The following is a 15,416-nucleotide window of genomic DNA, read 5'->3' as shown; positions in this document are numbered from 1 at the left end:
GGGCGGCACCACGGGTTCGCCCACGACCGACGGATCGCAATCGACCAGCTCGGTCTCGTGATGCGAGGACAGGTCTTTCTGCCGATGTACTCGTAGCGCACCCGACCGATGGGTCTCGCTCGACGTGGGTGATGCCGTCCGAGGCATCCGTGACTGTGTCGCGTACGATCGATCCGGCCAGACGGGTCTCTATGAGACGAAACTACGTAGGTTTTGGCCGCTGAACCCGCTTGGAAGCGGGCGGGGAACAGATTTCCTGCAACGCGCATCGCCCAACTACGTATGCGGCCTTAGACCAGTTAACTAAGTACCATTTGAACTAAATATTGGCTCTAGTCTCATATCGACATCCGTGATTTACCCATTTTTAGACGTAATGATTGATTAACCATCCAACCAATACCCAAGGCGAACGTCGCCGTCGAGAGGTCGGAACTATGCTGCAGAGTGCATTACAGCGACGGGGGGCGGCCGATTTCTCGGCTCATCCGGGCGCGCTTGGCGGCGGCTGCGCCGTGACGGCCGAACTCACGCTCGGGCAGGTGGGCGAGGCGGCTGAGGCCGCTCTGCCGGAGACGCCGTTCGTGGCGCGTGGGCTTCGGTTGGATTGGGCGGCCAAGCGCGGGCTCGACATCGGGGTGGCGGCGGCCGCGCTGTTCCTGCTGCTGCCGCTGATGCTGCTGATCGCCGTGCTGGTCTGGGCCGGCGACTGCAAGGCGCCGATCTTCCGGCACATGCGGCTCGGCCGGGACGGGCGCAGCTTCGGCTGCCTGAAGTTCCGCTCGATGGTCACGGACGGCGAGGGCGTGCTGGCCGCGCACCTGGCCGCCAGCGCTGGCGCCCGGGCCGAGTGGGCCGCCACGCACAAGCTCTCCGACGATCCGCGCATCACCGCCATCGGCCAGGTGCTGCGCAAGACCTCGCTCGACGAGCTGCCGCAGCTGTGGAACGTCCTGCGCGGCGAGATGAGCCTGGTCGGGCCGCGCCCGATCGTGCAGGCCGAGGTCGCCCGCTACGGCCGGGCGTTCGCGACCTGCTTTGCCGTGCCGCCCGGCGTCACCGGCCTGTGGCAGGTCTCGGGCCGCTCCGACACCAGCTACGCCGAGCGCGTGGCGCTCGACCTGGACTACGCCAGCCGCTGGAGCCTGCGCCGGGACATCGCGATCATGCTGCGCACCGTCCCGGCCGTGCTCGCCCAGCGCGGCAGCAAGTAGCGTGGCCGTGCCGCCGAGGGACCACGCCATGCAGGACGACAACCCGCTCTGGTACGACTACGCCGAGGCTGAGATGCCACCCTCCAGGCCTCTGCTGCTCTTGGCGAGCGTGCTGAGCCTGTCGCTGGGTGTGATGCTGCGTGCGGCCCGTGCGCACGAAGCCTCGCACCGGCTCTGGTCGCGGATCGTTGCCCGAGTGAGCCGCCGCCCGAAGATCGATGTGCAGCACCTTTGAATGTTAGGGCCGGCGATCCGGTCCGATGGCGCACAAGGTCGGCGACGCCGGTCGCCCCGCGCGCGTCGTGGCATAACGCTCGTCACCCCTGACCGAGCATCGGCAGCGGGAGGCATGGGTGGGCGAGGCCCCCCATTCCGAGCGTCTCGATCCATCCACCGCGTCATTACAGCGGCACGACCGGCGACCGTCACCGCTCGGATACGGCGGCCGATCCGGAACCATACCCATCAACCCAGAAAACAGATCAGTAAACTGACAGCAGACTCACGATAGTCCGCATGGAGAAACCGTTCGGTATTGTGATTTCCGGATCCCCACTCCAAAGTGACTTGATATCGCGCTTCGATGTCATGGATCGATGACGCGGGTTCATGTCCGAGGAAGGCCCGGGAACCCAGCGTCGAAAGCTCGAGGCGGAAGGGCACGAGATGATGGCCTTCGACATGGAAACGGCGTCGCGTGACGGCGAGCGGCAACGCCTGATCGAGGCGATCGAGAGCAGTTCTGACGGCTTCGCCCTGTTCGATGCCGAAGACCGCCTCAGCCTCTGCAACGGTCATTTCCGCGACTTTCATCCCGGCCTCGATGCCGTGATCGCCCCGGGGGCAGCGTTCTCCGCAATCGCGCGAGCCGCCGCGGAACGCTGCGTCGTGCGAGAGGAGGGCGACACCGGCGACGCGTGGCTCGAAAGCCGGCTCGCACGTTTCCGCGACCCGCGCGGGCCGATCCTCCAGCAGCAGCGCGATGGACGCTGGATCCAGATCAACGAGCGCCGGACCCGGGATGGCGGGACGGTCGCGGTCTACACCGACGTCACCGAGATCAAGCGCACCGAGCAGGCCCTGCTCACGACGCAGGGGCGGTTGACCTACCTCCTGACCGCGTCGCCGTCGATGATCTGCAGCTTCGAGGTGGGCGGCCGCAACGCGCCGACCTTCATCAGCGAGAACGTGCGCGACCTCCTCGGCTACGAGCCGAGCGATTACCTCGCCGGCCCCGAATTCTGGCTGGACCGGCTGCACCCCGAGGACCGGGACCGGGTCCTGGCGGAGTTCCCGCATCTGCTGGCGACCGGCCACAACGTCATCGAGTACCGGTTCCTGCGCAAGGACGGCACCTATCGCTGGGTCCGGGACGAGCAGCGCCTCGTCCGGGGCCCGGACGGCGAGCCCGTCGAGGTCGTCGAGTCGTGGAGCGACATCACCGAGCGCAAGGCGGCCGAGTTCGCGCTCCGGGAGCAGACGGCCTTCGTCGAGCTGCTGCAGGTCACCGCGGCCTCGGCCAACGAAGCCGCCACCGTAGAGGACGCCGTGCGGTTCTGCCTGGATCGGGTCGCGGCCCATACCGGATGGCCCCTCGGGCACGCCTATCGCTTGGCCGAGGACGGGAGCGGAACCCTGGTGCCGACCGGCCTCTGGCACTGCGACGCGCCGGAGCGCTTCGCGCGGTTCCGGGACGTCACGGCGCAGACGCCGCTCTCGGCCGGCGTCGGGCTCCCGGGGCGGTCCTGGCGTCCGGCGCGCCGGCCTGGGTCCTCGGGGGGAGCCGGAGCCTGGCCTCCCCCCCGCCGCGGCCGCGGACGGGATCCGGGCCGCCTTCGCCTTCCCCGTCACGATCGGGCGCGAGGTCGTGGCGGTGCTGGAGTTCTTCGCCGGCGAGGCCAAGACGCCGGATCCGGCGCTGCTGAAGGTCATGGGCAACATCGGCGCCCAGCTCGGGCGGGTGATCGAGCGCAAGCGCGCGGAGGAGCACCTGCGTCAGGCCAAGGACGCCGCGGAGAACGCGAGCCGGGCCAAGAGCAGCTTCCTCGCCAACATGAGCCACGAGCTGCGCACGCCGCTCAACGCGATCATCGGCTTCACGCGGCTGGTGATGCGCCGGGCCAAGGACGTGTTGCCGCTGAAGCAGTTCGAGAACCTCGAAAAGATCCTGACGAGTTCCGAGCACCTGCTGTCGCTCATTAACACCATTCTCGACCTGGCCAAGGTCGAGGCCGGGCGGATGGAGGTGAAGGCGGCACAGTTTGCGCTGGAGCCCACCATCGACATCTGCCTCCGGACGGTCGAGCCCCTGGTCAAGAGCGAGCGCGTGCAGCTGCTCAAGGACGTGGAGGGCCTGCCGGAGACGGTCTTCACCGACCAGGAAAAGCTCAAGCAGATCCTCATCAACCTCCTCAGCAACGCCATCAAGTTCACTGAGACCGGCTCGGTGACGCTGCGGGCCCGCGCGGTCGGAGACCGGATCGCGCTCGCGGTCGCGGATACGGGCATCGGCATCCCGGACGCGGCGCTGACCGTGATCTTCGAGGAGTTCCAGCAGGTCGACAACTCCGCGAGCCGCGCCCACAGCGGCACCGGGCTCGGCCTCGCCATCAGCCACCGGCTGGCGCGGATGCTCGGCGGGGACGTGGCGGTGGAGAGCCGGGAGGGTGTGGGCTCGACCTTCACCCTCACCATCCCGCAGCGGGTCGAGGGCGCTCTCGAACTCCAGCCGAGCCCGAAGCCGTCGGCGCCCGCGATGGCTGCCGCGCCCCGGACCGGGTCCAGGCTCGTGCTCGCGATCGATGACGATCCGAACGTCGTCTACCTGCTTCAGGAGAACCTGTCGGACGCCGGCTACGAGGTGGTCGGCGCCCCCAACGCCGAGGAGGGCCTGCGCAAGGCGCGCGCACTTCAGCCGCGCGCGATCACCCTCGACATCATGATGCCGGGCACGGACGGGTGGCAGGTGCTGCACGCGCTCAAGACCGACCCGCTGACGCGCGAGATCCCGGTCATCCTGATCTCGATCGTCGACCAGAAGGAGCTCGGCTTCCACCTCGGCGCCAGCGACTACATCGTGAAGCCGTTCGAGCGCGAGTCGCTGATCGGCGCCCTCGGGCGCGCCGCCCCCAACAGCGAGCGCATCCTGGTAGTCGACGACGACCCGAACGTGGTCGACCTCGTCCGCCAGCTGCTGGACACCGAGGGCTGCACGATCGACTGGGCCCCGGACGGCGTCGCGGGCCTCGAGCGCATCGCGCAGGCGCGCCCGAGCGTGATCCTCCTCGACCTGCTGATGCCGGGCATGGACGGCCTCACCTTCCTCGACCATCTCCAGGCCGATCCCGTCGGCCGCACGATCCCCGTCGTCGTCCTAACGGCGGCGTCGTTGAACGCGGCCGACCAGGGCATGCTCCGGGAGCGCGTGCGCGGACTGATCGACAAGCAGGGTCTCGACCGCGACGCCCTGGTCCGGGAGGTCAGGCGGGCGTTGCCGCTGGCGGACAACCCGGCGGCCGAGGTGACGCAATGAGCGCTGCCATCGGAAAGGCCGCGGCAGGACCGCTGGATCGCCCGCACGCAGCCTCCGAGGAGGTCGGCGGATGAAGACCATCCTCATCGTCGAAGACGTCGCGCTCAACCGCGACCTGCTGATGCAGCTCCTGGAGGACGACTACGCGCTCGTTATGGCGGTCGACGGCGCCGCCGGCGTCGCGATGGCCGCGAGCCACACCCCGGACCTGATCCTGATGGACCTCTCGCTGCCGGTCATCGACGGCTGGGAGGCGACGCGGCGGATCAAGGCCGACCCGGCGACGGCCGGCATTCCCGTCATCGCGATCACCGCCAACGCGATGAGCGGCGACGCCGACAAGGCCAAGGCGGCGGGCTGCGACGACTTCATGACGAAGCCCGTCGACGAGGACCTGCTGTTCGCCAAGCTGCAACACTGGCTCGACTGAGCGCGGGCGGCCCCAGAGAGGCTTCAGCCCAGAGTGGCATCGGCCCGGAGAGAGCGAGACCCGTGGACCCAGCGCGCATCCTCATCGTCGACGACGAAGCCTTCAACCTCGACCTGCTGGAGCAGGAACTGGAGCTTCTCGGCCATGCGAGCGTCCGGGCCGCCAACGGGCGCGCGGCCCTCGATCTGCTGAACGCGGAGCCGTTCGATCTGGTCCTGCTCGACGTGATGATGCCGATCCTCGACGGCTACGCCGTACTCGACCGCATCAAGGCGCACGAGCGGCTGCGCCATACCCCGGTGGTCATGATCTCGGCGCTGACCGAGATCAGCAGCATCGTGCGCTGCATCGAGATGGGGGCCGAGGATTACCTGCCGAAGCCCTTCGAGCCGGTGCTGCTCGAAGCCCGGATCCGCGCGTGCCTGGACCGGAAGCGGCTCCACGACCGGGAGATGGCGCATCTCGAAACCATCGAGCGGCAGCGCAAGCGCGCCGACGACCTGCTCCACGCGATCCTGCCCGTGGCGGCGGTGAGCGAATTGATGACCACCGGGCAGGTCAAGCCCCGGCTCTTCGACGATGTCGCGGTGCTGTTCATCGATCTCGTGGGATTCACGGCGTGGTGCCACACCCAAGGCCCCGAAGCCGTGGTCGCCGAGGTTCAGCGCCTCGCGGAGGCGTTCGAGGTGGTGGCCCACACGCACGGCATGGAGAAGATCAAGACGATCGGCGACGCCTTCATGGCGACCGCCAACCTGCTGTCGCCCCACGCCGACCCGGTGACCGCGGCGGTGCGCTGCGCCCGGGACATGGTCGCCATCGCGGGTGACGGGCCGACCGGCTGGCGGATCCGCGCCGGCATCCACATCGGTTCCGTCGTCGGCGGCATCGTCGGCCGGTCCAAGTTCACCTTCGATCTCTGGGGCGACACCGTGAACGTCGCCGCCCGCCTCTGTGCGCTCGGCGACGGATGCGCCGTCCACCTGTCGGAGGAGGCCTCGACCCGGGTGCAGGATGGCGGCGCGATCCGTCCCGTCGGCAAGGTCGCCCTCAAGGGGAAGGGCGAGTGCGAGGTCTATTGTTGCGCGTTGAGATAGGCGTTTCGACCGCGCGACGAATGACGCGAATCGCTACGGCGGCGGACAGGCTTCGACGCATCCGCGTCGCTCCTGAGATCCCGGCCGGGCGTCATGGCGGTCAGGGGCTCTCCGAGACCGCCGCGACCGTCCCGGCCGGTGCGGGCCGCGGGCCCCGCGCGCGGCGCTCCTCGAGGCGCTGCAGGATGACGTAGAAGGACGGCACGAACAGCACCGCCAGGCAGGTCGAGGCGAGCATGCCGCTGAACACCGCGATGCCGATCGACTTGCGCGCCGCCGCCCCCGCCCCGGTGGCGGTGACCAGCGGCAGCACGCCGAGGATGAAGGCGAACGAGGTCATCAGGATCGGGCGGAAACGCAGCCGCGCCGCCTCCACGGCCGCCGCCGCGATGTCGAGCCCGGCCTGCCGCTTCTCGCGGGCGACCTCGACGATCAGGATGGCGTTCTTGCTCGCCAGCGCGATCAGCAGGATCAGGCCGATCTGCGTGTAGAGGTTGTTGGCGACGCCGAGCGACAGCAGGGCCCCGACCGTCCCCAGGAGCGCCAGCGGCACGCCGAGCAGGACCGCCAGCGGCAGGATCCAGCTCTCGTACTGCCCGGCCAGCACGAGGTAGACGAGCACGATGGCCAGCGCGAACACCCAGTAGATCTGGGAGCCCACGGCCTTCTCCTGATACGACATCGCCGTCCAGTCGTAGCCCGTGCCCGGCGGCAGCACCTTCGCGGCGATCTGCTGCATCAGGTCCAGCGACTGCCCGGAGCTGAAGCCGGGGGCCGCCCCACCCACGATCGTGGCCGTCGGGTAGAGGTTGTAGAGGCTGATCAGGGATGGGCCCTGCACCGACTTGATCTCGACGACGGTGCCGAGCGGCACCATGACGCCGTTGCCGGCGCGCACCTTCAGGTTCTGGATGTCCTCCGGGCGCAGCCGGTAATCGGGCGCGGCCTGCACGTAGACCTGGAAGGTCCGGCCGAACTTGTTGAACTGCGTGACGTAGGACGATCCGACGTAGCTCGACAGCGTCGAGAACACCTGTCCGACCGTCACGCCCAGGGCCTCGGCCTTGATCCGGTCCACCGCGATCGCGATCTGCGGCACGCCGGCCCGGAACGAGGTGTTGAGCTTCTGCAGCCCGGATTGCGCGGTCCCGTCGGCGACGATCGTCCGGGCGAGGCTTTCCAGCAGCGGGTAGTCGAAGTCGCCGTTGCGCAACTCCACCTGCATGGTGAAGCCGCTGGCATTGCCGATGCCCTGGATCGGCGGGGGGATGAGCACGAAGGTCGAGGCGCCCTCCACCCCCTCCAGCATCGCGTTGAAGCGCTCGTAGAGGCTGCGCAGGTCCTGGCCCTTCTCCTTGCCCCGGGCACCCCAATCCTTGAGCACGACGTAGGCGACGCCGGCGTTGGGCAGGGTGGCGTTGGCATCGAGGACCGAGATGCCGCTGATGGTGAGCACGTTGTCCACGCCGGGCGTCGCCTTCGCGTGCGCGCTGATCCGCTGCATCACCGCGTCGGTGCGCTCCTTCGAGGCGCCGTCCGGCAGCTGCGCCCCGATGAGGACGTAGCCCTGGTCCTCGGTCGGCAGGAACGCGGTCGGAAGGCGGGTCAGCCCCCATCCGGCCAGGCCGATCAGCAGGAGCGCGACGGCGACCATGACGCCACTGCGCCGGACCATGTGGCCGATCAGCCTTGCGTACCAGCCCTCGGCGACGCCGTAGACGCGGTTGAAGCCGCGGTAGAACACGTTGCGCTCCTCAGGCGGGACCGGCTTGCGCAGCCACAGGGCGCACTGGGTCGGCTTCAACGTGGCGGCGTTGACCGCGCTGATCAGGGCGGTGGCGGCGATCACCAGGGCGAACTGCTTGTAGAGCTGCCCGGTCAGGCCGGGCAGGAACGCGGCCGGCACGAAGACCGACATCAGCACCAGGGTGATGCCGATGATCGGGCCGAACAGCTCCTCCATCGCCTTCTCGGCCGCCGCCCGGGGCGAGAGCCCCTGGTCGATATGGTGGGCGACGCCCTCGACGATCACGATGGCATCGTCCACCACGATGCCGATGGCCAGCACGATGGCAAACAGCGTCGAGAGGTTCACGCTGAAGCCCATCGCCGCCATCGCCGCGAAGGCGCCGATGATCGTCACCGGGACCGTCGTCGCCGGCACCAGCATGGCGCGCCAGTCCTGCACGAAGACCAGGATGACGATCAGGACCAGGACGGCGGCCTCGAACAGCGTCGTGTAGACCTCGTGGATCGAGGCCTGCACGAACCCGGTCGTGTCGAACGGGATGCTGTAGACGAGGCCCGGCGGGAAGCTCTTGGCCAGCTCGCCCATCCGGGTGCGGACCGCCCCCGCCACCGTGAGCGCGTTCGCCTCCGGCAGCTGGAAGATGCCGAGGCCGGCGGCGGGCTGACCGTTCAGGGTGAACGACTGGCTGTAGGTCTGCGCGCCGAGCTCGACGCGGCCGACATCGCGCAGGCGGGTGATGCGGCCGCCGTCCTGCGCATCCGCCTTGATGACGATGTTCTCGAAGTCCGGGGCGTCGTTCAGCCGCCCGTTGACGTTGAGGGTGTACTGGAAATCCTGGCCGGCCGGGACCGGCGGCATGCCCACGGCCCCGGCGGTGACCTCCTGGCTCTGCTGCTGGACGATGGTGACGATGGCGTCGGGGGTGAGACCCCGGGCCTGCACGAGGTCGGGGTCCAGCCAGATCCGCATCGCGTACTGGCCGGCGCCGAACACCGTGACGTTGCCGACGCCCGGGAGCCGGGCCAGCTCGTTCTGAACGTTGATGACGCCGTAATTCGACAGGAACAGGCTGTCGAATGTCCCATCGGGGGCGGACAGGGTCACGAATTGCAGGACCGCGGTGGACTTCTTCTGGGTCGTGACGCCCTGCACCTGCACCGCCTGCGGCAGCGACGACATCGCGATGGCGACGCGGTTCTGCACCAGCACTTGGGCCTGGTCGCCGTCCGTGCCGATCGCGAACGTGACCGTGAGGGTGTAGGTGCCGTCGCTGGCGCTGGTCGACTGCATGTAGAGCATGCCCTCGACGCCGTTGACCTGCTGCTCGATCGGCAGCGCCACCGTGTCGATCACCGTGCGGGCGCTCGCCCCCGGATAGCGCGTGGTGACCTGGACCGTCGGCGGGACGACGTTCGGGTATTGCGACACGGGCAGGTTGAACAGCGACACCGCGCCGACCAGCACCATCACCAGGGCGAGCACGTTGGCCAGGACCGGCCGCTCGATGAAGAAGCGCGAGATCATGCCGTGGACCCTCGGTGCCGGCGTCTCAGGGGCGGCCCGCCGGATCGGCGGGAGCGCGGATCGACGGGTGCCGACGGCCGGCGTCTCACCGCCGGATCGCCGCCGGGTCGGCCGAAGCATCGGCCGGCGCCACCTTCCGGGGCGCGACCTTGGCCCCCGGGATGGCCCGCTGGATGCCGTCCGTGACGACCCACTCGTCGGGTTTGAGCCCCGTCTGGATCACGCGTTCGCGCCCGTCCCGCGGACCGAGCGTCACCACCCGCTGCGAGACCGTGTCGTCGGCCCCGACCGTGAGCAGGTAGCTGCCCTGCTGGTTGGTCCCGATGGCGTCGTCGCGGACCAGCAGGGCCTTGTCGTCGCGTCCGACCGGGATCCGGACCCGCACGAACAGGCCCGGCAGGAGCGCATGATCGGCGTTGTCGATGAGCGCCCGGGCCAGCAGCGTGCCGGTGGACGGGTCCACCTGCGGCGCGAGGTAGTCCAGCTTGCCGGTATGCGGATAGCCGGCCTCGTCCTGCAGGCCGATCTCCACCGGGATCTTGGACAGGTCGCCCAACGTCCGCTGCGTCGCGAGCAGGTGCTGCTTGACCCGCAGGACCTGCTGCTCGCCGACGTTGAAGTAGATGTAGAGCGGGTCGATGCGCACGAGCTGCGCCAGCTTGGTCGGTCCGCTGATGCCGACGAGCGCCCCGACATCCACCAGGTGGTTGGTGACCACGCCGTCGAAGGGCGCGGAGACCTGCGTGTAGCCGAGGTTGATCGCGGCGATATCGAGGTTGGCCTGCGCCTCCAGCACAGCGGCGGTGGCCTGGTCCAGCTTGGTCTTGGCATCCTCCACCCGCGCCTGCGAGGCGAATTCCTGCCGGCCCAGGGTGAACTGGCGCTGATACTCCGACTGGGCGTTGGCCAGGGCGGCCTGCTGCGCGGCGAGGGCGCCCTGCGCCTGCTTGAGCTGCGCCTCGTAGGTGTTGCGCTGGATGGAGAAGAGCGGCGCGCCCTTCTTCACCACGGCCCCGTCCGTGTAGCTGATCCCCTCCAGAAATCCCTGGACGCGGGCCTCGAGATCGACGGCCGCGAACGCCTTGGTGTTGCCGGTGAGCTCGAAGTAGCGCGTCACGTTGCGCACGACCGGCTGCGCCACCGAGACGCTCGGCGGCGGCGGCGGAACGTACTGGTTGGTGTCGCGGCACCCGGCCGCCAGCGCCGCGATGGTCGCGACGACCAGAACGCGGACGGGTCCGGAAAGCAGTGGCGCGATCGGCACGGGCGGCCCCTCGACTGGGATCGTTACGGGACGGTCGTGGACAGAGATCCTGCCGCGGCTACCACGTGTCTTCCGCCTTGGCCTCGCGGGCGAGGGTCAGGCACTCGAGCAGATCGACGTAGCTCGGCAGCCCATCCAGCTGGGCCTCCGCGGTGCAGCGCGTCCGGTCGACGGCCGCATAGCGCGACCATTTCTGGGCGACCTGCGCGCGTGCCGACGCCTCATCGTCGAGGCAGAGTTTCTGCCGCCTGGGATCGAGGGTCATCAGCGTGGTGGCCGCCCGGCACCCCGGCCCGACATCGAAGACCGGCACGCGGTCCGCGACCGGCACCGACAGGGTCGCTCCCATCAGCAAGGCGGGAATAGCGATCATCATCGTCGATACGCCTCCGGTCACTGCGCCGACCGGGCCAACTGATCGATCCAAGCCGCGACCACCCTCCTCAGGTGTCGCGCGCCCCGCGATGCCGCGGTGTCTCTGCGCAGGACAAACCCGATTCGGCCGCCGGTTTGCAATGGATACCACAGGCCGTGCGCGCGCCGACTTCAAAAGGCGGGCCATCAGAGCGGATTTCTACTGATAATCGGCATTCGCGCCGCGGAAACGATCGGCTTCGTTTGAATTGATTACCGAATGTGAAATGCCAATCTTGAAGCCCGGACGCGGGGTGGCTCGCCAGGCCCGGCTATCCCGATGGGAGAACGACCGCCATACTGAGCGGGCAGGTCGCCGTTATTGCATTCGAGACGCCGCATCCCATCGTCGACGCGTGCCCCCGTCCGATCCGGTGGCGCGACCGTGTCGAGTACCGCGGCCGCCAGGAGGTGCCTCGGGACGCGGCGCGCGGCCGATGCTGGCGAGGGAGGCCGCGTCGTGAGCTAGCCCGTGCCGCTCGACGGATCGGAACGGAGCCGATCCGCTGCCGGGAGGCGGCTGGCGTATCCGCGTCCCGGATCGCGCCCGGCACAGGTGGGCCCGAGTCGCGGCGTCCCCTCGCAGCGGACCCGCTCCAGCCCGAGCGCTCGCCAGCCACGTGGATGCCGGCTCGGCGCAAGCCAGAACGATGCGTCGAGGCCGTGGCATTGCGCCGGACTGCCGTTTCGCGGTTTGCCGCGCGGCAACATCGAGCAGCGGCCGCCCGGTGGATCAACCGCCGGCGACCGTCTCGTACCGGGAGGCAACGGGTGCCGGCAGGCGCCGGGCGCGACCCTCCGGGCCACACCACGCACCATCCCGCCGGCTGCGGACATCCGCAGGTCCCGGTGAGCGAAGCGGCCCGCGCTCGCAGGCGCCTTCAGAAACCGCGTTCGAAAGCTGCGCCTACCAGAGATGCATCAGGATGTTGGACAGTTTGGTGAACCAGTCGGTGGTCGCGGGTGCGCTGGCTTCGCCCTTGTTGATCTTGGCCATCAGGGCGATCGCGGCTTTCCGCTGGCTCTCGGGGACGGAGAACGTCTCATAGGTGGGAGCCTTGCTCACCGCCGGGACGGCGGGACCCTGCGGGCTCGTGGCGCCCGCGGATGCGGCTGGGGACGCGCTCGTTACGCTGCCCGGATTGATGGGGGCCGTCGGCGCGGCGGCGATCGGGTTGCCGGTCGGCGGGTACGGGTTCTGCGTGCCGGCGGGAGAACGGGTTGCGCTGCCCAGCACCGGCCGCGCCGTACCGCCGGAGCCGGGTGCCACCGTCGAGGCCGGGTTGGTCGGAGCGGTGGCCATGGCCGGCTGCACGGTGGCGCTGCTCGCCACCGGGACTACGCTTGCCGGGCTCGCGACACCGTTTGCGCCGGACCCACCGGGCGGGGTCGTCACCGCCGTTGTGTCGAGGGCCGCCGGGGCCGCCGCGCTCGGTCCTGCGGTCGGCGTGTGGGCCATGCCGTTTGCCGGCGTTGTCGAGGCGGCCGCGGACTGACCCGACACGGGGGACGCGGACAGATTCGCCGTCCCCGCGGAGTTCGTCGTCGGGGCAGGGGCCTGAGGCGCTGCGCCGACGGTGGTCGGAGGGGGAGCCGAACCCGTGGCCGCAAGAGTCGCACCGCCCGAATGGGTCGCACCACCCGAGTGAGTCGTCTCCGCGGCGGTCTGGGACGGCGCGCTCGCGGTCGTGTGCGATCCGCCGCTCGTGCTGCTCACCGCGCTGGAAGCGGCACTGGTCGGCGCGCTGGCGGTCACCGTCGAGGGCGTCGTGCCGGCGGCATTCGGCGTCGGCGCGGCAGGTGCTGCGCTGAGGGTGGTCGAAGGGGACCCCGTCGTCGCACTGCCGCCTGCCGGGCCGGTTCCGCTCCCGGTGCTGGCCGGCGCAGACGCGGCGGTGGAACCCGTGGTCGGAGTCGCCGAGCCGCTCGCACTCGTCGTGGAGGTTGCAGCCGGCGGCGTCGCGCTCGCGGTGGACGCCTGCGTTGCACCGTTCGCACCGCTGCCGGTCGCGCTCGGAGCAGTGCCGGTCGATGCGACCGGGGCGCTGCTTTGCGCCGTCGTGGGGGTCGTGCTTGCGGCAGGGACCGTCGATGAGGCCGTCGTGGGCGCAGCGCTGGCGGTGGGCGCGCTCGTTCCCGGCGTGGCGTTGGTCGAGCCCGAAGACGCGCCGACAGGCGGGTTCTGAACGGCTGACGGCCTGGAGGCGCCGGACCCCGTCGTCGGAGCGGCCGGTGTCGGTGCGGCGGCGGGGGACACGCCTCCGTTCGGGCTGACGCTCGACGGGGAGGCAGCCCCGGTCGGCGCCGTCGAGACGGTGGGCTTGGGGGTCGCGGCAATCGTGACCGTGGAACTCGTCGTCGGCGCGGCGGCCGAGCCGTTCGTCGGGTTGGTTGTTCCTGATGCCGTCCCGGTGGTCGAACCGGTCGCCGGCTTGGTGGCCGACGCTGCCGACGAAGCCACGCTCGTGGCCGTGGTCGTCGTGCCCCTCTCCGCGCTTGCCGTGGTCGCGGCGGCTGTCGTCGTGTTCGTCGAGGTTGCCGCGGCGGCGCCGTACAGGCCCGGATCCCGGCCGTCGGGGCTCGACACGGTGTCGCGCTTCACGGCGGCTGCGGTCGGATCGTTCGAATAGGCTCGGACGTAGTCGATCTTCGAGCTGATCGGCACGCCGGCGAGATCGGCGTTGTTGCTGCCGCCCCCCTGGGTGGCCAGGTTCACCAGCATGTACATCGGGCTGTGCAGATCCGACGGCGTCGCCTGCGAGCCGGTCATCTGGCCGTCCACGTAGAAGCTGATCCGGTCGGCCTGCCAGTTCATGCCGTAGGTATGATAGCCGGTCTGGTCCGGCATTACGCTCGTGACCTGGCGGTTCTGCTGCCAGGGGATGTTCGGCGTCTGATCCGTCGTGTGGATCGTGCTGTAGACGGTGCTCGGCCCGTCGCCGTAGCGCTCGACGACGTCAAGCTCCTGGTGCTGGCCCGCGTTGTAGGGGTCGGCCTTCTGCTGGTTGGGCAGCAGCCAGAACGCGTCCCAGGCGCCGACCTGCTCGGAGAAGTCGGCCCGGACTTCGAAATACCCGTAGGTCTGCGAGAAATTGCCCTGGGTCGTCAGCAGGCCGGATTCCCAGCTGCCCGGCACGCCGGACGAAGTCCTGTCCGGGACCGCCGTGATCGACAGGGCGCCGTCCTGGAGCTGAAACGGGTCGTAGCCAGACCCCTTGTCCACGAAGGACGAGTGGCCGAACCCGACATCGGCATTCGCGTCACCACGGTCTTGCGCGCGGATATCGGCCCAGGTGGTCCCCGCGCCAGTCTGTGAAATGCTCCGGGTGTTAAACTCTTCGTCGAAGGTTAGTTTATAACCGGTCAAGTCGACCATGAATGTTTCCCCAGACTTGCAGCAGGGCGCGATTGATCCATCGCAGCACAAGAGAACTTGCCTACGTCGCGTCAGCCACCCGAGTGGACGGGCAACCTACTCAGCTATTTTTCCTAAATTTAACACTGTGGAAACATTACGTACGTGGTTGCGCTGCTGTCAAGATTTGTATTTGTGCAGCATTCAAGATCCCGTTTTCGGCCTATGAAGATCAGCTCGGTTCGATGCTGCATTCGGGATTGACAGTTGCTGTCGAGCCATACCGCGCACAAGCCTATCTTCCTATTCCCAGTCCGCCCGAGACCTGTCGGAATGAAGATAGGTGTTGCCGGGGATAGCCGGTCCGGAAGCCCCGCTCAGCGGATGAAATCCTGCGTTGAGAGCGGGTTATCCTGCGGGTCGGTCCGCGCGGAATGACCGGCGTGCGGTCGCGGCGCGACTTCGCTTTGGATGGGAATGGGCGGATCCTGCCCAGCTCGGATTTCGCCGGGCCCAGGTCGAGCGGAGCGGATCCGAAGCGGATTCGGGGGTTCGACACGAAGCCGCAGGGGCGACGATCAGGAGCCGCCGGTGGCCGGCCTCCGGACGCCGGTTGGCGCAAGCCGGAGAAGGGCCAAGGATCGATTACCTACCAATCGGGCCGCACCGGTCCGGGGAGCCCGGCGGGTAACAGCGAGCCCGTCGCCGTGGCGGATCCGCTTTTCTTGCGATCGACCGGGGAACGCGCGCAGGAACGGCGGGCGCCGACATCATGGGCGGTCGGGGCGGTGCACGAGTTCGGTATCGGGACGAAGCCTGCACTGTCGGGCGGACTG

General features: G+C 69.0%; 9 protein-coding genes and 1 pseudogene. 6 read left to right on the top strand and 4 right to left on the bottom strand.

The features are described from left to right. Nucleotides 1-515 precede the first annotated feature (515 nt). From FVA80_RS11000 to FVA80_RS10980, 6 genes and pseudogenes are all read left to right on the top strand, one after another. Nucleotides 516-1,214, top strand: a complete 699-nt coding sequence (locus FVA80_RS11000; RefSeq protein WP_147906984.1) for a sugar transferase — start codon at nt 516-518, stop codon at nt 1,212-1,214. 28 nt (nt 1,215-1,242) lie between these two features. After that, nucleotides 1,243-1,449, top strand: coding sequence for a hypothetical protein (locus FVA80_RS10995; protein ID WP_147906985.1), 207 nt, complete (start codon nt 1,243-1,245; stop codon nt 1,447-1,449). 374 nt (nt 1,450-1,823) lie between these two features. Beyond that, a pseudogene (locus FVA80_RS31225) lies at nt 1,824-2,621 on the top strand (PAS domain-containing protein); the annotation flags it as partial. A gap of 466 nt (nt 2,622-3,087) precedes the next feature. Further along, nucleotides 3,088-4,746 carry a response regulator gene (locus FVA80_RS31220; RefSeq protein WP_246692360.1) on the top strand — a complete coding sequence of 553 codons (1,659 nt, stop codon included), beginning with the start codon at nt 3,088-3,090 and terminating at the stop codon, nt 4,744-4,746. 70 nt (nt 4,747-4,816) lie between these two features. Next, nucleotides 4,817-5,176, top strand: coding sequence for a response regulator (locus FVA80_RS10985; protein WP_147906986.1), 360 nt, complete (start codon nt 4,817-4,819; stop codon nt 5,174-5,176). Nucleotides 5,177-5,238: 62 nt separating this feature from the next. Next, nucleotides 5,239-6,273, top strand: a complete 1,035-nt coding sequence (locus FVA80_RS10980) for an adenylate/guanylate cyclase domain-containing protein (protein ID WP_147906987.1) — start codon at nt 5,239-5,241, stop codon at nt 6,271-6,273. Between the two features lie 100 nt (nt 6,274-6,373). Here FVA80_RS10980 and FVA80_RS10975 read toward each other — a convergent pair whose 3' ends face one another. The 4 genes from FVA80_RS10975 to FVA80_RS31215 all read right to left on the bottom strand — a co-directional run bounded on the left by FVA80_RS10975 (nt 6,374) and on the right by FVA80_RS31215 (nt 14,601). Then, a complete protein-coding gene (locus FVA80_RS10975) occupies nt 6,374-9,547 on the bottom strand; it encodes an efflux RND transporter permease subunit (protein ID WP_147906988.1) in 3,174 nt (1,057 codons plus the stop codon). Between the two features lie 85 nt (nt 9,548-9,632). Then, a complete protein-coding gene (locus tag FVA80_RS10970; protein ID WP_147906989.1) occupies nt 9,633-10,811 on the bottom strand; it encodes an efflux RND transporter periplasmic adaptor subunit in 1,179 nt (392 codons plus the stop codon). Nucleotides 10,812-10,869: 58 nt separating this feature from the next. Next, nucleotides 10,870-11,187, bottom strand: coding sequence for a hypothetical protein (locus FVA80_RS10965; RefSeq protein WP_246692359.1), 318 nt, complete (start codon nt 11,185-11,187; stop codon nt 10,870-10,872). Nucleotides 11,188-12,132: 945 nt separating this feature from the next. Further along, nucleotides 12,133-14,601 (bottom strand): family 16 glycosylhydrolase, encoded by a 2,469-nt coding sequence (locus FVA80_RS31215; RefSeq protein ID WP_147906990.1) that lies wholly within the window; start codon nt 14,599-14,601, stop codon nt 12,133-12,135. Between the last annotated feature and the right edge of the window lie 815 nt (nt 14,602-15,416).

The organism is Methylobacterium sp. WL1 (genome assembly GCF_008000895.1).
GTDB lineage: Bacteria > Pseudomonadota > Alphaproteobacteria > Rhizobiales > Beijerinckiaceae > Methylobacterium.
Note: the sequence above shows the minus strand (reverse complement) of the source record. Positions and strands in the feature narration are given on the sequence as shown.